We start from the raw sequence: 18,631 nt of genomic DNA, 5'->3' as shown, positions 1-18,631 counted from the left end.
ACTCTCGTCCCCCCTCTCTGAAATAAAAATTATTCTCCATACTCCTGTACACAGGCAGGCTTAGAAATTGAATTGACTTATTTGATTGTTCGATGCTTATGCTTACTGCTCTTAGCAACTTTCACTTGCGATTTGGCCAAGCTTTCTTCATCAATAGTGTCAGGTACTAGTAATAAAAGCGATAGACTTGGCAGAACAAGTTCAATTGAGTAGTCTTGTTTTTGGTGTGCTTTGTCTTCGGTCTGGAAAATCTCTTTCTGATAGAGCCAGTTACCGCCAAATTTCTTCATTTCACTATTTAATAGAACCCGATAACTACCTGGCAAAGGCACACCCAGTCGATAATTGTGGCGCTCAACTGGGGTAAAATTAAATATACAGATGACACAATCACTTAATTCTTCCCCCTTGCGGATGAAAGCCACAATGGTTTCATCAGGATTATCTGCCTCAAGAAAAATGGTTCCTTTAGCTGATAAATCATAGTGATGAAGCGCTTTCTTACTTAAGTATAACTGATTTAATGTGGAAATGTAATCTTGAAATTCTGAATTATATTCCCTGGACAAGGTCTCCCATTCTAGGCCCTCATAGAAACGCCACTCTAAAAATTGGCCAATTTCATTGCCCATAAAGGCTAACTTTTTGCCGGGATACACCATCCGATAGCCTTCCATTAACCGCAAATTAGCAAACTGACGGTAACGGTTATCCCCTGGCATCTTTCCTAGTAAGGATTCTTTTCCATGGACGACCTCATCATGGGAAAAAGGCAGAATAAAGTTTTCATCAAACATATACATGAAGGTAAAGGTAATTAAACGGTAATTATAGGAGCGCGAGAGTGGGTCAAGCTTAAAGAATTTTAGAGTATCATTCATCCAGCCCATATTCCACTTAAAATTAAAGCCAAGGCCGCCTTGATCAATAGACTGGGTGACTCCTGGCCAAGCAGTACTTTCCTCAGCAATCATTAAATAAGAGGGGTCACGCAGAAAAATTTCTTTATTCAAGCGACGTATAAAATCGACCCCTTCTAAATTGACATTATTACCATAAATATTAGGTGTCCAGTCCCCTTCATCGTAGTCAAGATAAAGCATGTTAAAAACCGCGTCCACCCGCAAGCCATCAAAATGAAACTCTTCTAGCCAATAAACAGCATTGGATATGAGAAAACTTTGGACTTGATTTTTTCCTAAGTCAAAATTCAGGGTTCCCCAACGAATGTTCTTAGCTCGCCTGGGATCACTATATTCAAAAGTCGGCCCACCATCAAAGTTAGCCATGGCATCATCATTAATCACAAAATGACCAGGCACCCAATCCATGATGACTCCAATTCCTGCTTGATGAGCTGCATCCACAAAACGTTTTAGTGGATCAAAGTCATGCCCATAACGGCCAGCAATGGAGTAATAACCACTAACTTGGTAACCCCATGAGGCTTCAAGTGGATGTTCGGTCAGAGGCATAAATTCAATATGGGTATAGCCCATTTTCTTAACGTAAGGAATTAACTCCTCGCGTAAATCATCAAAACTATAGGCCCTACCATCCGAGTGGCGGCGCCAAGAAGACTGATGGACTTCATAGATATTAATCGGGCTTTGGTAAATATTTTTTTGCCGCCTAGTCTGGAGCCATTTTTCATCATTCCAACTATAATTAGTGGGATCCTGGATGACTGAGGCAGTTTTAGGTGGGACTTCACTAGCAAAGGCAAAAGGGTCTTGTTTTTCTTTAATTAAACCATTTTTTCCTTCAATAACAAATTTGTATAAATCCCATTCAGAAGCTTCCTTAATAACTGTTGTCCATGCCCCAGTTTCTCCGACTCGTTCTAGCGGTTGCGGCTGCCAATGGTTAAAATCGCCTTCAATCGCCACCGATTTGGCCTGGGGAGCCCAAGTGGTAAAGCGATAGCCATCTTGAGGAGATGAAGCCATTTTATGGGCTCCTAAGAAGCGATAAGCATGATAATGTTTTCCTTTATTAAAGAAATACATATTGTCTTCAATATTTTTTTAAACTTAATCCTTGATTAGACATCTATCTCACCCCTATCTTTCTATACAAAAAAGGCGAGGAGAAATCTCCTCGCCTTCCCTAGACTAAGGGTTAATCAGTGTTCACATCACTCATTAACCAAGTACCTACTTCCTGTAGTGGTTTAAACAATAAACCGTGTACTCTCTATAACACTACATGGACTTATCTTATGCCATGTTGATGTCGATTCATCGCATGAAATAAGTCTATCATAGAGTATCCTATTAAACAAGGAATTTATTTAAATCGTCTATAAGACTCCATCCTGAATCACTTCAATTTTATACCCATCAGGATCAGTCACAAAATAGTAGAAAGGATCCATTCCAGGTAAGCCAGAAATATCAGTCAATTCGTAACCTTTTTCTTCATGTTGGTCATGAATAGCTTTGACATCTTCAACTAATAAGCCAATATGTCCATAGCCGTTTCCAAGATCATAGCCATCACTGTCATAGTTATAGGTTAATTCTAAACGCCAGCTGGAGCCTGGTAAGGCCATATAACATAAGGTAAATTCATTATCCGGAAAATCCTTTTTATCAACCACTTCAAATCCGAAAGCTTCTTGATAAAAAGCAATTGAGGCTTCTAAATCCTTCACCCGCACACAAGTATGATCAACTTTCATTGCTTACATCCCTTCTATATTTGCTAGATCTATATATGCTTTAATCTTACCCTATTTCACTAAGATTTTCAAAGTAAAGCTGCTATTCAAACACTTTTACTAGGTTAAACTTAGTTTCATTGACTCACTTATTATATTCTCTTTCCAAGTATTTAAAAAGCGCATAATCTAACATAAAAGCTACTAGTAGGTGTGTTCGGAAGCTAAATACGTTAAATAGGTTTTAAAGCGGAATAGAAAGCAATAAAAAAAGCGGTTCTAATGACCGCTCATTCATTCTTTTCTATAAACCCCTTGGCGAGGGAGTAAAACTTGTACGTTATTTGTACGATTTATTTTTAATTTAACTGTTTTTAAGCAGTTTCAAATTGATTGAGAATGCTATTGTATCAACACTTTTTAATCTGTTTGACATGTTTTTAAATATTCTATGCGGCCAAGAGGACTTGAACCTCCACGGGAATTACTCCCACTACCCCCTCAAGGTAGCGCGTCTGCCGATTCCGCCATGACCGCTAAATTTGACTACCCATATATCATAACTTAATTGACACTCTTCTGTCAAGAACTTTTTCTCCTTTTCTGTAAAAGGAGAAAGCCTATTAACATGGACTATTACATAGTCTTAATAAATGTAAATATTTATTGGTCTCATTATATAAAAAAAGAGCCCAGATTATAAACTCAGGCTCTCTATTCCTTATTCTCCTTGTGGGCGACGACACGCTAGCGTTCCCATGCCGATGCATCCTTGGCCTCCATGAGTCCCTAAAACGGGGGTCAAATAAGTCGTCATATAATCTAATTCAGGAAATTCAGCTAAAATTGCTTGTTCAAATTTTTTGACTTCCTCAGGGGCATTACCATGAGCAAAGGCTAATTTTATCCCTGCAGGGTAGCGATCTTTTGCCTCTTGAACGAGTTCAATATAGCGCTTGATCACCTTGCGTTTGGTTCTAACCTTATCAAATAAAACCACTTCACCTGCTTCATTGAAATATAGAATAACAAATACTCGCAGCATGGTAGACAAGGCTGCTTGGAAAGAAGTCGCTCGTCCGCCTTTAACAATATTTTTCAAGTCTTTTAACATGACATAGACACGGGAGTTATCAGCAATCCATTGCATTTCTTCCGCTATGGCTTCAGGCTGCCGCCCTTCTTCTATCATTGCCATTCCCTCTTCTAAGATGTGAAGCATTTGGATAGAAGTTCCCTTAGAATCAATAATATAAGCGTTAAAGTGTTCAGCATACTCCTCTAAAATCATATGGGCAGTCTGTAAGGTCCCACTTATTTTAGACGAGAGGAAAATACCAAAAACAGTATCATAGCCTTCTTCCACTAACTGGTCACACACCTGGTAAAATTCTACAGGTTGAGGTTGTGATGAAGTTGGGAGTTCCTCACTGGTTTCCAATTTATCGTAAAAGCGCTTGCTTTCCGCAGTATCTGTCGTGTCACCAAAGATCTCCCCATCAGGAAAACGTACTGATAATTCCACTTCCATGACATTGGCCAAATTCTTCATATTATCGGGAAGTGATGCCGTACTATCAATGATAAAAGCAGCCTTCATAATTTACTCAATTTCCTCCTTATATAAAATGGGTATTTAATTATCTTATACTAGCACAAAAAAACAATTTCGATAAGTAAAGACCATTGTCTATAAGAGACTAGTAAGCCAATTATTATTGATAGCTTTTAACGTCCGTTCTAAATGCCGTTTGTTTCTCCACAATTAAGTGCCTTTATCATAGAGGATACAAAACTTGTAGAAAATATGGCATTTGTTTGCGCCACCATGGCCAATCATGGGCCACATCTTCTCCCCAAGTATCAAACCAAGCAGGGATTTGTTTAAATTCAAAGGCCTCTTTTAAGCTATAAAAGCTTGGTAGACCATCTTCCTCCCAGGGGCCGAGTCCTGTACATACAATAACATCGCCCTGGCGATAATGGTCAATAAACCAAGGATCATTTTGTCCCCAAAGAAAATCGACCGGGGAGTTATGATAAATTTCAAAATCGTCCTGGTAGCCTTTCATAAAATAACGAACATCATATACTCCACTTAGAGCAATCACAGTATCAATAACATCTGGGTGGTTTAGAAAAGTATTAATGGCATGGTAAGCTCCCATACTGCAACCGGTTGCGCCCATGGGGTCCATCCAATTCGAAACATGTTTAATTAAAGGCAGGGCTTCTTCAATAAAATAACGATCATAAGCCTGTTGGGCTAAGGCCATATCATGACCAGATTTATTGGATAACCAGCTCTGGTCATCATAGGAGGACAAGGTAAAGAATTGCACCTTACCATTGTCAATCCAGGTTTGGCAGGCCTCAATCATACCAAAATCAGCATATTCATTATGAGAACCACCTGAAGAGGGAAAAACTAAAAAAGGCTTTCCAGCGTGTCCATAACGATTAATTGACATATTCCGTCCAATATTGTGCCCATAGTGGGTATAGCTTTCAAAATTCATAACTGTCTCCTTAATATTCACCTAAGTATCAAATTAGTAGAGCGAAAATCAAGTGATTTTGACTTGCCTTTAATCATCGCTTCACTCATTAACAAAATTGCCAGCATTGCTAGGGGTAGACTTATCTGCTAAGCTAGAAGATCAGTCATTTTTTATCAGCTGGATATTTTTCTTCATAGTATAGCACATTTTAAATCGAGATTATTAGGATTAGACAATATTTGGCAAGCAATCAATCAGTCCCTGCTCATTGGTTGAAACAGTTGACAAGCAGAACGTATGTTCCTATATTAAGAGATAGTACCCCTGATTACTACTATTTGTTATAAGGAAATGATTCTATGCCCGAGCAAACAAAGCACAAAAAATTCCCCCATGCCTATCGATCAATGATCAAATGGCAGAGCATGTTCTTATCTGAACACCGAGAAGCCTTAAGATCAAGGAAAAAAAATTACGGCAGAGTCCATCCCCAGGCCTTGACTAGCCAGCAAATGACTTTGACCGAACTCCGCCAGAAACTTTTTCTGGCCTTGAATAGTCAACTCCCCTGCACCATTGTTTTGAATGAAGTCGACTCAGACGGCCACTATCGATTACTGCATGGTTATATACACAGCCTGGATCACGAGTATTTTCTGATGAGCCAAGAAACGATTCCTTTATCTCTCCTTAAATCTTGCCAGATCATTCTAGATTAACCGGCTTATTTTATCGAATTCTAAAAGCCTAAGCGCTTTACTTGTAAATACAAGTAAAAATGATTATCATGGATAAATGGACATTTTCAAAAATAAAATGCTTAGAAAGGAGTTACTATGGAGTTTGCCAAAGGCCAGCTAAGTACACTACTCTTTCAGGTAGCGACTTTAGAAAAAAGCTATATCGACAAACAGGTTAAAAAAGCTAATCTAAATATCATTCAAGCCAAGAGTCTTTACTATATCCATCTCCATCCCCAGCTCATCCAAAAAGAGCTCGCAGAATATTTGGATAAACCCCATGCTACGACCAGTAATATTGTGACTAGTCTGGAAAGTAAGGGTTATCTTTATCGCAAACAAATTTCCGGGAATGAACAAAAGAAATACCTGTTCTTAACGCCGCAGGGAGAAAAACTGGCTAAAGAAATCAAATTCATTTTTGATCAACTTGAAGAAATTGTGACTAACAATTTGTCCTTAAATGATAAAAAAGGAATCCAAGAGTTACTCAAACGTATTCACAATAATTTACAAGAACAAAAATAAGAAAGGAGTCGCCTATGTTAAAAATATTAAAACGCATCCCCATACACTTAATCTTACTTAGTATCTTCTTTGCATTTGCCCAAGGGCTTGCTGAATTAATCCTACCAACTTTCACCGCTGGTTTAGTTAACCAAGGGATTGTCCCTGGGGATTTTTCAGCCATTACCCAAATCGCTATCCAAATGCTAGGTGTCACCCTAATTATTGTTGGTTCTGCCCTAGCAAATATCTGGTTTGCTTCACAAGCCTCACAAGGACTGGGAAAAGATTTACGAGATACCATCTACGCTAAGGTACAACGCTTATCGAAAGACACTTACGATCATTTTGGTGGTGCCTCTCTGATAACTCGGAGCTCAAGTGACATTATGCAAATTGAATTGACCACAATGATGGTCTTACGAATGTTTCTATTGGCCCCGGCTATGCTTATTGCTAGCTTAGTGATGGCCTACCGAGCAAGTGCCTTACTTAGTCAGACCTATTTGGTCACTATTCCCTTAGTTATTATCTCTTTAGCTTTAGTCCTTTATTTTGCCTCCCCCTTATTCCGTGCCATGCAGGCCAAGGTGGATAATATGAACCTTATCTTTAGAGAGGGACTAACTGGTATTCGCGTCATTCGCGCCTTCAATAAGAGTGACTATGAATCCAAACGCTTTGCCAAGGCCAATGAAGACTATCGGCAAACGGCTGTCGGCGCGCAAATTCGCTTAGCTTTCCTACTCCCTGCCCTACTCTTAATTTTGAACCTAACCACGATTTATATTAACTGGTTCGGGGGACATTTAGTCGCCAACCAACAACTCAGTATTGGGGTTATTCTTTCCTTTGTTTCCTATACATCCATTATGGGAATATCCTTTGCCTTTATCGGCATGATGTTTGTTCTCATTCCAAGAGCCCAAGTTTCAGCTGAACGGATTAATCAAGTCCTCGATGCTCCTGAAAAAATTCATTCACCTGCTGATGGTGGCAAGGCTTTTGACCCTAAACGACAAGCCAGACTAGATTTTGACCATGTCAATTACAGCTATCAAGGCGCAGAATCTAATGTTTTAACCGATATCAATTTCTCTATCAAAGCCGGGGAAACCTTAGGAATCATTGGCGGTACAGGGTCAGGAAAATCAACCATCGCTAACCTCATCCTGCGCTTCTATGAACGTTCAAGTGGCGACATCAAGATTAATGGTGAAAAAATTGAAAGCTATAACCTTGGTGCCCTACGTGACTATATCGCCTACGTTCCTCAAAAGGCCAACCTTTTCAAAGGAAATATTCGCTCTAACTTAGAATTTGGTAAGGAACAGGCTAGTGATGAAGAAATTTGGCAAAATTTAAAGATTGCTCAAGCTGCTGACTTTGTATCAAACTTATCCGATGGCATTGACCACCGGGTCGAACAACGCGGTTCAAATTTCTCAGGAGGGCAAAAACAACGTCTCTGCATCGCCAGAGCCCTAATGAAGGATGCTGCTATTTTAATCTTTGATGACTCTTTTTCTGCCTTAGATGCTAAAACAGACGTCAACCTAAGACAGGCACTGAGTCAATATGCCAAGGATAAAATTACCCTCATTATTTCGCAAAAGGTCTCTACAATTAGGGATTCTGATAAAATTTTAGTCTTAGAAGACAATGGGAGTGTGGCTGGCTTAGGTAACCATGATACTTTAATGGAAACTTCGCCATTATATGCTTCTATTGTGTCATCACAACTCAAGGAGGTGAGTGAATAATGGGAAGACGTACACCAAAATCAACTAGCAAAGCCCTTAAACGTCTGTTTAAATTTTTCGGTCACTATCAAAAATCATTTATTGCGGTTGTGATCCTTTCGGTAGCAGCAACGATAGCCGAAACCGTTGCACCTAAAATTTTAGGACAAGCAACGACCTTGATTGCTGAAGGGGTCAGCCAAGGCCTACAAGAAATTAATGGACAAATGGGCTATAAGATTGACTTTACTGGAATTTTCCGTGTGCTTCTAATGGTCGCTGCCTTATATATTGCTACTAGTATTGGCCGTTACTTCCAGAATTATTTACTGTCACATGCCGTACAGGGAACAATTGCTAATCTCCGCCAAGCCATGAGAGATAAACTGAACAAGCTTCCAATTAGTACCATTGATCATTTATCGACCGGTGAAATTTTGAGCCGGGCTATCAATGATATTGAAAATATTGCCCGTACCCTGCAACAAAATATTGCTCAAACCATTATGAGCATCACCCAGTTAATTGGTGTGGTAACGATGATCCTCATGATCAGTCCCAAAATTGGGGGGCTAATGATATTAACTGTTCTATTTGCTGTTTTCCTTGTTAGCCGCATCACACCAATAACTCAAAGACTCTTTGCTGACCGGCAAAGAATTCAAGGAAGCATTAACGACCATATCGAGGAAGACTATAATGGTCAAATTGAAATTCGTGCATTCAACCAACAAGGTCATAAACGCGATTTATTTGAAGAAGAAACCGATGCTTATTATAAAACCTCACAACGGGCAGAGTTCTTTTCTGGCTTCCTCTATCCCATGGTTAACTTTATCCGTAACCTAGATTACGTCCTCATTGCTTTTGTCGGAGGTATAGACATTTTACAAGGCCGTCTACCCCTTGGGGACGTCCAAGCCCTCTTGCAATACAACCCACAACTTTACCAGCCCATTTCCAACCTTGCCACTATTGTTAACCAAATTCAAAGTACCCTAGCTTCTGCAGAACGGGTATTTGAATTCCTCGATCTGGAAGAAATGGAAGTGACCCATAGCGACTACCCCGTTATTGACACTGACAAAAAAGTAATCTTTGAGGATGTCTATTTTGGTTACGATGATGACCATTACACCTTAAAAGATTATAATTTAGATGTTAATGAGGGTGAAACTGTTGCTATCGTTGGCCCTACTGGTGCTGGTAAAACGACTCTAATTAACTTATTAGAACGCTTCTATGATGTCGATAAAGGTAGTATTAAAATTGATGGTAAAGATATTCGTGATTATTCCCGCGGGGATGTTCGCAAACAAATGGGAATGGTCCTACAAGATACCTGGCTATTTAATGGAAGTATTTATGATAATATCGCATATGGTGATCATAACCAGTCTGTTTCCGAAGACGAAGTTTATGCAGCAGCTAAAACAGCCCATGTCGATGACTTTGTTCGAAAATTGCCTGATGGCTATGACACCATCATTAATGAAGATGCTTCAAATATTTCTCAGGGTCAAAGACAGCTCATTACTATTGCCCGTGCCCTAGTGGCCACACCAGATATCTTAATCTTAGATGAGGCGACCTCAAGTATCGACACGCGCACTGAAGAATTAATTCAGAAAGCAACCGAAAAATTACTCAAGGGACGAACTAGTTTCGTCATTGCTCACCGTTTAAGTACGATTCAGGATGCTGACCAAATTATTGTTATGGACCAAGGAAGAATTATTGAAAAAGGAAACCATGAAAGCCTAATGGAAAAACGGGGCTTCTATTACGGCTTGTATAGTGCCCAATTCCAAGAAGATTAACATTAGCAAAAAGCTCAGTCTCTTTTACTACGACATAGTAAAAGGTTGACTGAGCTTTTTCTATATATTACTCTCCATCAACGATATGTTTATCTAACCAATCATTAAATTGTGCGGTAAATTTTTTCATGTCATCGACGGCTTTAAAATCAGGAATGTTACCAATAAGGACCTGGTCACTTTGCTTGGCCCGGTCTCCTTGTTTTTGGACAATCAGGATACTTTTTTGCGAAAACTCATTTTGAAAAAGGCTTTGGGGTAAATTAATAAAGGCTTGTAAATAAGCTGTTTCACTTATCCCTTGCATCAATTGCGGGAGAGTTGGGTCAGTTAAAGTAGCTTTTGGCACTAAGAATAGCCCCCAAGCATTGTCCTCTAGATAATGAATTCCCTGTTCAATTAACAAATAATGGGCATAGGCATGAGAGCCTTCTTTAACAAATTGTTCCCCACTCTTAAAGGTCTGAGCCACTTGGTCTTGTGGATAATAGCCTATCGGTAAATCAGCAACAATGACCTGGCAAGGATCAACCAACAAGTCTCCCAAAGCATCAGCAAGGGTGAGTTTAGGACTTAAGCCAAGTAAGGCCATGGCCTTTTCACCAATGGACAACATCAAATCATCATTATCAACTCCAGCCCCAAGGACTTGATAGTCTTGGTCCGTAAAGGTCTTAGCCACCAGTGACCATAAATTCCCTGTGCCAAAGCAGGGGTCAAAAAGATTGATGGACTTTTCTGAAGAATTTTGATTCGATTCAACTAAACGAAGGGCCAAATACCCGATAATTAAGGCAATGGCATCGGGGGTGGCTTGATAGTTAGCTTGTATTTCTTGTTTCTTTATCCCTTCAATCAATAGCCATTGGATGATACTATGCTTGGCTTCCTGGTTCAAATCCTGCCACTGACTTTTTTGATAGAGAGTATTTAATGCCTTAATCACTTGATCGTCAGGTGCTCCGTTGATTTGCTGGGCTGATCCTAGTAATAGATTCTGTAAAGTTTCATGAATAGCCTCAACATAGGTCATCTCTAAAGCCTGAGCACTTTTTTCAGTCGCTTCATGCAAATATGTAAAGGCTGATTTAATTCCTTCGGTATCCATAAGCTACTCCTTTTAATTGTCTATATAATAAAAAAGGGCTGTGACAACTGTCTCAGCCTCTTAAGTCGTCTGCTTAAGCTTCTTGGTATACAGAAACTTGTTTGCTGTTACGACCTTTACGTTCAAATTTAACCACACCATCACATAGTGCGAATAAAGTATCGTCTCCACCGCGTCCAACGTTTACTCCTGGATGGATATGGGTACCACGTTGACGATAAAGAATTGATCCACCTGTTACAAATTGGCCATCTGCCCGTTTAGCCCCTAAACGTTTAGCTTGTGAATCACGGCCATTAGCTGTGGAACCGCCCCCCTTTTTGTGGGCGAAAAATTGTAAATCTAATTTTAACATGTTAGGTTCCTCCTTTGTTTACTTATTTAAAGATACCTGAAGATAGTCAGGTTGACTGGCACTAACATCATCTTTTAAGGCATAATAGCAACTTTTAAATAAGATTTCGGCAAATTGGGCTTGCTTATCATCCAAGTCAGCGGGAATTTCACAATGAAGATAACCCCCTTCTGGATCTAAGTCAACAATTGGAGCAACTTGTGTCAAACGCTCCAAATTATTCACCAGGGAAAAAGTTAAAGTTGACACCGCAGCACACACTAAATCATGGCCATATTCCCCTGATAAAGCGTGTCCTTGCACTGTCATACTTACAAAGCTTCCATCTTTACATTTAAACTTTGCTTGAATCATACTTAAGCCTTAATTGAATCAATTGTTACTTTAGTATAAGGTTGACGATGGCCTTGTTTAGAACGAGAGTCTTTTTTAGGACGGTATTTGAAGGTAGTCACTTTCTTTTCGCGACCTTGTTTTTCAACAGTTCCTTCAACTGAGGCACCTTCTACTAATGGTGTACCAATTTTAGTACTTTCACCACCAACAAAGACTACTTCGTCAAAGGTTACCTTGTCTCCTGCTTCAGCATCTAACTTTTCAACAAAGATTACTGAACCTTCCTCAACTTTAATTTGCTTTCCACCTGTTTTAATAACAGCGTACATGCAATGCACCTCCTTGTAATTACTTAGACTCGCCAAGATAAGTGATCAAATAATACTTGATACTTCAACTTATCGATGCGCGGTTGCAGTTCTGGTGCTTACAGAAATACAACAAGAGTAGTTTAGCAAAATTAAGTCCTAAGGTCAAGGATAAATCCTTAGCTTTTGCGAGTATTTTTGCTTTAAATTACTTGGATATCTGTTAAACTCGAAATACCTAACTCTGCTAAACGTGCGGGTAATGCTTTAGCTAAATCAATACAAATTCCTGGATTTTTAAAGTGTTGGTAACCTACTTGGACTGCATTGGCTCCTGCCATAAACATTTCAACCACATCATCTACCGTGCATACTCCGCCAACCCCAATAATGGGCAGTTGGGTTTGTTGACGGACTTGGTGAATCATCCTTAAGGCTAGTGGTTTTAGGAGGGGCCCTGAGATTCCACCATAACCATTACCTAAAACAGGCCTTTTTTCTTTAATATCAATACCCATTCCTAGCAAAGTATTGATCATGGTAAGACCATCTGCACCTGCTTCTTCCAAGGCTTGGGCCATAGCCACCACGTCATCGACATTGGGAGACAATTTAACGTATACTGGTAGTTCAACTAAGGACTTAATTTTTTCAGTTAATTGTTTAGCAAATTGAGGATCCTTACCAAAAGCTAGGCCGCCCTTTTTAACATTAGGACAGGAGATATTAATTTCAAGAGCATTAACTAGGCCGGATTGATCAAATAATTGTGCAACTTGGCAATAATCCTCAACCGTATTTCCTCCAACACTAGCAATGATGGGCAAGCTGGGATATTTTTCTTTGAGCTGAGGAAGTTTTTCCTTGATAACCACCTCAATCCCTGGATTTTTTAAGCCTACTGCATTAAGACTGTATTCATCATTCCACCACATCTTAGGATCAGGATTGCCTTCGCGAGCTTCCAATGTGGTGGTTTTTATCACTAAGGCGCCTAATTGACTTAAATCAAGGTCTTGGCAATTAGAGAAGTCACCATAACCAAAACTCCCACTAGCGGGCATTAAAGGGTTAGATAAGGATAAACCAGGTAATTCCACTTGAATATTATTCATTGCTATTTCCTCCCTCAGCTTGATAAACAATTTCTCCATTAACTAAACAATATTCGGTTTGTCCGTATAGACTGGTGTTATTTAGGGGGCTATTACTACTCTTTGAGGCATAGTCACTAGCCTTGACTTGATAAGGACGGTCGAGATTAAAAATACTAATATCAGCAGCTTGCCCTGGCCAGATTGTTCCTGCTGTCTCTAAATGGAATAATTGACGCGGTTGGTCGCTCATTAGGGCAATAAGCCTTTCTAAACTGAGTTTTCCTCGCTTAACCAATAAGGTATATAAACTCATAAAGGCTGTTTCACTACCAACAATTCCAAAGGGGGACTTCAAGAAACCTTGACTCTTTTCTTCTTCGGTATGGGGAGCATGGTCTGTAGCGATCAAATCAATGGTCCCATCATTTAAAGCTTGGACTAAGGCTTCTTGGTCTGATGAATTTCTCAATGGGGGATTCATTTTATAATTTGCATCATCTTTTAAGATATTGCCGTCATGGAAGAGAAGGTGGTGGGGAGCAACCTCACAAGTAATATTCACCCCATCCAATTTGGCTTGACGAATCAAGTTTAAACTGGCCGCCGTAGACACATGGCAGACATGGTAGTGAACCCCTGTGGCCCGCGCTAATTCAATATCTCTAGCCAATTGACTGCTTTCAGCCACTGCTAAGATTCCAGGAAGTTCCAATCGCTCTGCAGCCTTACCTGCATTGATCACACCATTATTAAATAAGGAACGGTCTTCTAGGTGGGCACAAATGGCTAGGCCTTGCTCTTTGGCTGCAATCATCGCTTGATACATGGTTGCAGCAGATTGGACGCCCTGCCCATCGTTACTCAAGGCAAAGGCACCCGCCTCCTTCATCGCAGGAATATCGACAACTTGATCACTGGTTAAATCTTTAGTAATAGGAGCGTATTGATGGATCTTCACTTTACCATCACTTTGATTCTTTTGAATTAACTGACTGAGTTTTTCAGGGGTATCAGGAACAGGATTGGTGTTAGCCATGGTACATACGCTAGTAAAACCGCCGCGAGCTGCTGCCCGGCTACCACTAGCAATCGTTTCTTTGTCTTCAAAACCTGGTTCCCGGTAATGCACATGGATATCAACAAGGCCTGGAGTCACCAAACGACCTGAAGCATCAATCACTTGATCAATTTCATCTTGGTCGACCAAGTGTTGACCCAATGCTTGGATCTTCCCTCCCTCAATAAGTATATCCATAGTCGTCAAAGAGTCCTGACTATAAACCTTACCTGCTTGAATTAGGACTTTCATTATTTCTCACCCTCAATCACACTCTTTAAGATAGCCATTCTCATATATACACCATTTTCCATTTGTTGCACAAAACGACTCTTTTCTGATTCTACTAGCTCACTAGCCAGTTCAACGTCACGATTAATAGGACCTGGATGCATTAATATGGCATGGTCTTGTAGCTTTTGATAACGGTCTAAATTAATTCCATATTTCTCATGATAAAGCTTAGGGTCAAAGCTCTTTTCCAATGGGTCATCAGAATGTCTTTCGTGTTGGACCCGTAAAAGCATCACCACATCCATTTGGTCAATTAATTGGTCAATGTCTTGGTAGCTGCCATATTGGTCCATTTGAGGATCATACCAGGCTTTTGGACCGGAAAAGAAAACTTGGCTACCTAATTGGTTGAGTAATTGGGCATTGCTACGAGCTACCCGTGAATTTTTAATGTCACCAATAATAGCCACCTTCAAACCATCAAAGTGCTTAAACTCCTCATAGATAGTCATCATATCTAGCAAACATTGGCTCGGATGTTGGCCACTACCATCACCACCATTAATAAGGTGGATTTTGTGGTGGTGTTTATTAAGCTCTTTTAATAGATCAAGATAGTACTCATTTTGGGAATGGCGAATAACTAATGCATTAGCTCCAATGGCTTCTAAAGTAATGACAGTATCATAGAGACTTTCGCCTTTATTGACCGAACTCTGACTCACTTCAAAGGGTAAAACTTGATAACCCAGCCGCCGTTCTGCCTGCTCAAAACTCATATGTGTTCTAGTTGAATTTTCATAAAACAAATTAGCCATAGTAATGGATTGGGCATGAACCGCTACTGGACTATTTTTAAAAGCTTCCCCTTGTCTAATAAGCTCCATTACTTCTTCATTGCTTAAATCTTGTACACTGGTTAAATGTTCCATTCTTATCCCCCTAAAATTTTTTCTAAAGTTTAACGATTTCTTGTCTATCTTATAATGCTTGAGTTGAAATACTGCGACTTTGAAGTACCTTCAGCATGGCTAAAGCGGTATCTAAGGTGGTAAACAGTGGAATATTATGTTCAATAGCTAATTGACGGATAATTTGGCCATCCTCACCAGCTTCTTTTTGTCCACCGACAGTATTAATAATGGCTTGAATCTTGCCCTTTTCAATTAAATTAGGAATACTATTTGCCTCATCACTGTTAATTTTGGCCACAGCTTTTACTTTTAGACCGTTATTGCTAAAGTATTGACCAGTACCAGTAGTCGTTAAAATTTCATACCCTAAGCACTTAAAGCCATTAGCCAGAGTCAGGGCTTCTTCTTTCGAAAGATCATCAATGGTGAAGAGAATGTTTCCAAACTGTGGCAGGTGTAAGCCACTAGCCTCAAAGGCCTTGTAGAGAGCTTCTTCTAAACTACGCCCACATCCAATGACTTCACCCGTCGATTTCATCTCAGGTCCTAGTAAACTATCCACTTTAGCCAATTTATTAAAGGAGAAGACCGGTGCCTTGATATAAACGCCATCTGCTTCTTTTGGCGAACTAAGATCGATCAAATCGCCAAGTTTTTTACCAAGAATTAATTGGGTAGCGACTTGAGCCATGGAAATATTGGTTACCTTAGAGAGGAATGGCACCGTCCGACTGGCTCTTGGATTGACTTCGATCACATAGACTTTCTCGCCTTGGACGATAAATTGAATGTTCATTAAGCCCACACAGTGCAAGGATTTTGCTAATTCCTGACTGTATTGAATGATGGTTTCTTGCACCGATGCACTTAGGTTTTGAGGTGGATAGGCAGCGATGGAGTCTCCCGAGTGCACTCCGGCGCGTTCAATATGTTCCATAATTCCTGGAACATAAGCATCCTCACCATCCGAAATCACATCAACTTCACACTCTATACCGAGGAGGTAATCGTCAATTAAGACAGGATGATCTTCACTAACTTCAACAGCGCTTTGGATATATTTATGTAATTCAGCTTCACTATAGACAATTTCCATAGCCCGACCGCCAATGACATAGGAAGGACGTACTAAAACAGGATAACCAATTTCTTTGGCTGCCTTGACCGCTTCACTTTCATTCATTACTGTTTTCCCATTAGGCTGAGGAATATTTAAAGAATGAATCAATTGTTCAAAAAGATCACGATCTTCTGCACGATCGATATCTTCTACTTGGGTTCCCAATAATTTCACTCCAGCTCTAGCCAGTGGCCAAGCCAGATTAATCGCTGTTTGTCCACCAAACTGAACGATAACCCCTTTAGGTTGCTCTAAGTCAATAACATTCATCACATCTTCAAAACTTAAAGGTTCAAAATATAATTTGTCCGATATCGAAAAGTCAGTGGAGACCGTTTCTGGATTACTATTAATAACTATAGCCTCATAGCCTGCTTGTTTTAACGCTTCAACACAGTGGACCGTGGCATAGTCAAATTCGACCCCTTGGCCAATACGAATAGGACCCGACCCTAAGACAATGACTTTTTCACGGTCAGAAACTTGTGATTCGTTGGCTTCAGCATAGGTGGAATAGAAGTATGGGGTTTGCGATTCAAACTCCCCTGCACAGGTATCTACCATTTTATAACTTGGCAGAATGCCAGCCTCAAGGCGGTATTTTCTTACTTCTTCTGGAGTCCAATCCCATAGTTCAGCAATTTTCACATCGGAAAATCCTTTTACCTTGGCCTTGCGCAAGCTGTACTGATCCCCTACATTTTGGCTTAATTCTTCTTCCAATTCCGCAATAACTAAGAGCTTATCAAGGAAGAAAGGATTGATTCCAGTCCATTGATTTAACAAATCAATATCTATCCCACGGCGGACCGCTTCAGATAAATAAAAGAAACGATCATCTTGGGGATGCTTGATTTTTTCTTCTAAAGTATCCATATCTAGATCAGCAAAGTCACTAATTTCATTATGGATCACGCCTATTTCTAATGACCGGCAAGCCTTGAGCAGGCTTTCTTCGATATTTCTACCGATCGCCATCACTTCCCCAGTTGCCTTCATTTGGGTGCCCAGATGACGATCAGCATGTTCAAACTTGTCAAAAGGAAAGCGCGGCATCTTACATACCACATAGTCTAAAGCAGGTTCAAACATGGAATAGGAAGAACCAGTGACTGGATTGATCATTTCATCGAGGGTTAAACCAACAGCTATCTTAGCGGCTAGTTTAGCAATAGGATAACCAGTAGCCTTAGAAGCCAAGGCTGAAGACCGTGACACCCGAGGGTTAACTTCAATCACATAATAATTAGCTGAGTGCGGATCTAAGGCTAATTGAACATTACAGCCACCTTCAATCCCCAGGGCACGAATAATTTTTAAGCTCACATCTCTGAGCATTTGGCTATCCTCGTCGGAAAGGGTTTGCGAAGGTGCAAAAACAATGGAATCTCCAGTATGGATGCCCACCGGGTCAAAATTTTCCATATTACATACTACCAAGGCATTGTCTTGGCTGTCCCGCATAACTTCGTATTCAATTTCTTTGTAGCCGGTAATCGAACGTTCAATCAAACATTGGTGAACTGGAGATAAGGATAAGCCATGTTCAGCAATTTCCGCTAATTCTTCCTCATTGTCACAGAGCCCCCCACCAGTTCCTCCTAGGGTAAAAGCGGGACGAACAATTATCGGATAGCCAATTTCATTAGCAAAGGCGATAGCTTCATCAACATGGTGGACGATTTTGGATTCAGGAATCGGTTCACCTAAGCTTTCCATCAATTCTTTAAATTGTTCCCGGTCTTCAGCTTGGTTGATGGCTTTTAAGTCCGTTCCTAAGAGTTCGATTTCTAAGTCTTCTAAAACACCGGCTTGGGAAAGTTCAATGGCCATATTCAAGGCTGTTTGTCCCCCTAAGGTAGGTAGGAGGGCATCAGGATGTTCTTGGTGCAGAATTTGAGTTAAAAATTCCAATGTCAAAGGTTCCATATAAACCTTATCAGCTACTTCTCGGTCAGTCATAATAGTCGCTGGATTAGAGTTTACTAAAACCACTTCATAGCCTTCTTCGCGTAAGGCTAAACAAGCTTGAGTCCCTGCATAATCAAACTCTGCTGCCTGACCAATCACAATAGGGCCAGAACCAATAACCATTATTTTTTTAATATCATTACGTTTTGTCATATTTCC

General features: G+C 40.1%; 16 protein-coding genes, 1 tRNA gene and 1 other annotated feature. Of the genes, 4 read left to right on the top strand and 13 right to left on the bottom strand.

Features of this window, described 5'->3' with window-relative positions; all coding sequences use genetic code 11:
• Positions 1-77: 77 nt before the first annotated feature.
• The 5 genes from glgB to CJ190_RS04060 all read right to left on the bottom strand — a co-directional run bounded on the left by glgB (position 78) and on the right by CJ190_RS04060 (position 5,181).
• A complete protein-coding gene (gene glgB / locus CJ190_RS04080) occupies positions 78-2,009 on the bottom strand; it encodes a 1,4-alpha-glucan branching protein GlgB (RefSeq protein WP_070597927.1) in 1,932 nt (643 codons plus the stop codon).
• A 293-nt stretch (positions 2,010-2,302) separates the two neighbouring features.
• The gene (gene gloA / locus CJ190_RS04075; RefSeq protein WP_064293094.1) at positions 2,303-2,683 is read right to left on the bottom strand and encodes a lactoylglutathione lyase; all 381 of its coding nucleotides are present in this window, start codon (positions 2,681-2,683) and stop codon (positions 2,303-2,305) included.
• A gap of 431 nt (positions 2,684-3,114) precedes the next feature.
• A tRNA-Leu gene (locus CJ190_RS04070) sits at positions 3,115-3,199 on the bottom strand.
• A gap of 184 nt (positions 3,200-3,383) precedes the next feature.
• Positions 3,384-4,262, bottom strand: coding sequence for a DegV family protein (locus CJ190_RS04065; RefSeq protein WP_064293095.1), 879 nt, complete (start codon positions 4,260-4,262; stop codon positions 3,384-3,386).
• Between the two features lie 178 nt (positions 4,263-4,440).
• Positions 4,441-5,181 carry an esterase family protein gene (locus CJ190_RS04060; RefSeq protein WP_064293096.1) on the bottom strand — a complete coding sequence of 247 codons (741 nt, stop codon included), beginning with the start codon at positions 5,179-5,181 and terminating at the stop codon, positions 4,441-4,443.
• Between the two features lie 341 nt (positions 5,182-5,522).
• Between CJ190_RS04060 and CJ190_RS04055 the strand changes: the two genes are divergently transcribed.
• From CJ190_RS04055 to CJ190_RS04040, 4 genes are all read left to right on the top strand, one after another.
• Positions 5,523-5,882 (top strand): YolD-like family protein, encoded by a 360-nt coding sequence (locus tag CJ190_RS04055; protein ID WP_064293097.1) that lies wholly within the window; start codon positions 5,523-5,525, stop codon positions 5,880-5,882.
• A gap of 117 nt (positions 5,883-5,999) precedes the next feature.
• The gene (locus CJ190_RS04050; RefSeq protein WP_064293098.1) at positions 6,000-6,431 is read left to right on the top strand and encodes a MarR family winged helix-turn-helix transcriptional regulator; all 432 of its coding nucleotides are present in this window, start codon (positions 6,000-6,002) and stop codon (positions 6,429-6,431) included.
• A gap of 14 nt (positions 6,432-6,445) precedes the next feature.
• Positions 6,446-8,173, top strand: coding sequence for an ABC transporter ATP-binding protein (locus CJ190_RS04045; RefSeq protein WP_064293099.1), 1,728 nt, complete (start codon positions 6,446-6,448; stop codon positions 8,171-8,173).
• Complete coding sequence (locus CJ190_RS04040) at positions 8,173-9,972, top strand: ABC transporter ATP-binding protein (protein ID WP_064293100.1); 1,800 nt, start codon at positions 8,173-8,175, stop codon at positions 9,970-9,972. The genes CJ190_RS04045 and CJ190_RS04040 overlap by 1 nt, the downstream gene beginning before the upstream one ends.
• A gap of 67 nt (positions 9,973-10,039) precedes the next feature.
• Here the strand turns inward: CJ190_RS04040 and CJ190_RS04035 are convergent, their stop codons facing one another.
• The 8 genes from CJ190_RS04035 to carB all read right to left on the bottom strand — a co-directional run bounded on the left by CJ190_RS04035 (position 10,040) and on the right by carB (position 18,625).
• Positions 10,040-11,080 carry a class I SAM-dependent methyltransferase gene (locus tag CJ190_RS04035; protein WP_064293101.1) on the bottom strand — a complete coding sequence of 347 codons (1,041 nt, stop codon included), beginning with the start codon at positions 11,078-11,080 and terminating at the stop codon, positions 10,040-10,042.
• A gap of 73 nt (positions 11,081-11,153) precedes the next feature.
• A complete protein-coding gene (gene rpmA, locus CJ190_RS04030) occupies positions 11,154-11,435 on the bottom strand; it encodes a 50S ribosomal protein L27 (protein WP_013669098.1) in 282 nt (93 codons plus the stop codon).
• An 18-nt stretch (positions 11,436-11,453) separates the two neighbouring features.
• Entirely contained in the window at positions 11,454-11,789 is a 336-nt protein-coding gene (locus tag CJ190_RS04025) for a ribosomal-processing cysteine protease Prp (RefSeq protein WP_064293102.1), read from the bottom strand.
• Between the two features lie 2 nt (positions 11,790-11,791).
• A complete protein-coding gene (gene rplU, locus CJ190_RS04020; protein WP_013668659.1) occupies positions 11,792-12,100 on the bottom strand; it encodes a 50S ribosomal protein L21 in 309 nt (102 codons plus the stop codon).
• A gap of 15 nt (positions 12,101-12,115) precedes the next feature.
• Positions 12,116-12,195: a sequence feature (ribosomal protein L21 leader region), on the bottom strand.
• Positions 12,196-12,282: 87 nt separating this feature from the next.
• A complete protein-coding gene (locus tag CJ190_RS04015; protein WP_064293103.1) occupies positions 12,283-13,194 on the bottom strand; it encodes a dihydroorotate dehydrogenase in 912 nt (303 codons plus the stop codon).
• Positions 13,187-14,485, bottom strand: a complete 1,299-nt coding sequence (locus tag CJ190_RS04010; protein ID WP_064293104.1) for a dihydroorotase — start codon at positions 14,483-14,485, stop codon at positions 13,187-13,189. The genes CJ190_RS04015 and CJ190_RS04010 overlap by 8 nt, the downstream gene beginning before the upstream one ends.
• Positions 14,485-15,399: an aspartate carbamoyltransferase catalytic subunit gene (locus CJ190_RS04005; protein ID WP_070597928.1), complete on the bottom strand. Its 915-nt coding sequence runs from the start codon at positions 15,397-15,399 to the stop codon at positions 14,485-14,487. The genes CJ190_RS04010 and CJ190_RS04005 overlap by 1 nt, the downstream gene beginning before the upstream one ends.
• 49 nt (positions 15,400-15,448) lie before the next feature.
• Positions 15,449-18,625 (bottom strand): carbamoyl-phosphate synthase large subunit, encoded by a 3,177-nt coding sequence (carB, locus tag CJ190_RS04000; RefSeq protein WP_070597929.1) that lies wholly within the window; start codon positions 18,623-18,625, stop codon positions 15,449-15,451.
• Positions 18,626-18,631: the final 6 nt, after the last annotated feature.

Source organism: Aerococcus loyolae (assembly GCF_002871915.2).
GTDB classification, from domain to species: domain Bacteria; phylum Bacillota; class Bacilli; order Lactobacillales; family Aerococcaceae; genus Aerococcus; species Aerococcus loyolae.
The sequence above is the reverse complement of the archived record's forward strand: the minus strand, read 5'-3'. Positions and strand labels throughout refer to the sequence as shown.

What these genes read in the sequence shown, in the direction of transcription:
- rpmA (WP_013669098.1), bottom strand. Translation starts at nt 11,435, where the DNA reads ATGTTAAAATTAGATTTACAATTTTTCGCCCACAAAAAGGGGGGCGGT.
- CJ190_RS04050 (WP_064293098.1), top strand. Translation starts at nt 6,000, where the DNA reads ATGGAGTTTGCCAAAGGCCAGCTAAGTACACTACTCTTTCAGGTAGCG.
- CJ190_RS04010 (WP_064293104.1), bottom strand. Translation starts at nt 14,485, where the DNA reads ATGAAAGTCCTAATTCAAGCAGGTAAGGTTTATAGTCAGGACTCTTTG.
- CJ190_RS04060 (WP_064293096.1), bottom strand. Translation starts at nt 5,181, where the DNA reads ATGAATTTTGAAAGCTATACCCACTATGGGCACAATATTGGACGGAAT.
- CJ190_RS04025 (WP_064293102.1), bottom strand. Translation starts at nt 11,789, where the DNA reads ATGATTCAAGCAAAGTTTAAATGTAAAGATGGAAGCTTTGTAAGTATG.
- CJ190_RS04005 (WP_070597928.1), bottom strand. Translation starts at nt 15,399, where the DNA reads ATGGAACATTTAACCAGTGTACAAGATTTAAGCAATGAAGAAGTAATG.
- CJ190_RS04035 (WP_064293101.1), bottom strand. Translation starts at nt 11,080, where the DNA reads ATGGATACCGAAGGAATTAAATCAGCCTTTACATATTTGCATGAAGCG.
- gloA (WP_064293094.1), bottom strand. Translation starts at nt 2,683, where the DNA reads ATGAAAGTTGATCATACTTGTGTGCGGGTGAAGGATTTAGAAGCCTCA.
- CJ190_RS04015 (WP_064293103.1), bottom strand. Translation starts at nt 13,194, where the DNA reads ATGAATAATATTCAAGTGGAATTACCTGGTTTATCCTTATCTAACCCT.
- carB (WP_070597929.1), bottom strand. Translation starts at nt 18,625, where the DNA reads ATGACAAAACGTAATGATATTAAAAAAATAATGGTTATTGGTTCTGGC.
- CJ190_RS04065 (WP_064293095.1), bottom strand. Translation starts at nt 4,262, where the DNA reads ATGAAGGCTGCTTTTATCATTGATAGTACGGCATCACTTCCCGATAAT.
- rplU (WP_013668659.1), bottom strand. Translation starts at nt 12,100, where the DNA reads ATGTACGCTGTTATTAAAACAGGTGGAAAGCAAATTAAAGTTGAGGAA.
- CJ190_RS04055 (WP_064293097.1), top strand. Translation starts at nt 5,523, where the DNA reads ATGCCCGAGCAAACAAAGCACAAAAAATTCCCCCATGCCTATCGATCA.
- glgB (WP_070597927.1), bottom strand. Translation starts at nt 2,009, where the DNA reads ATGTATTTCTTTAATAAAGGAAAACATTATCATGCTTATCGCTTCTTA.
- CJ190_RS04040 (WP_064293100.1), top strand. Translation starts at nt 8,173, where the DNA reads ATGGGAAGACGTACACCAAAATCAACTAGCAAAGCCCTTAAACGTCTG.
- CJ190_RS04045 (WP_064293099.1), top strand. Translation starts at nt 6,446, where the DNA reads ATGTTAAAAATATTAAAACGCATCCCCATACACTTAATCTTACTTAGT.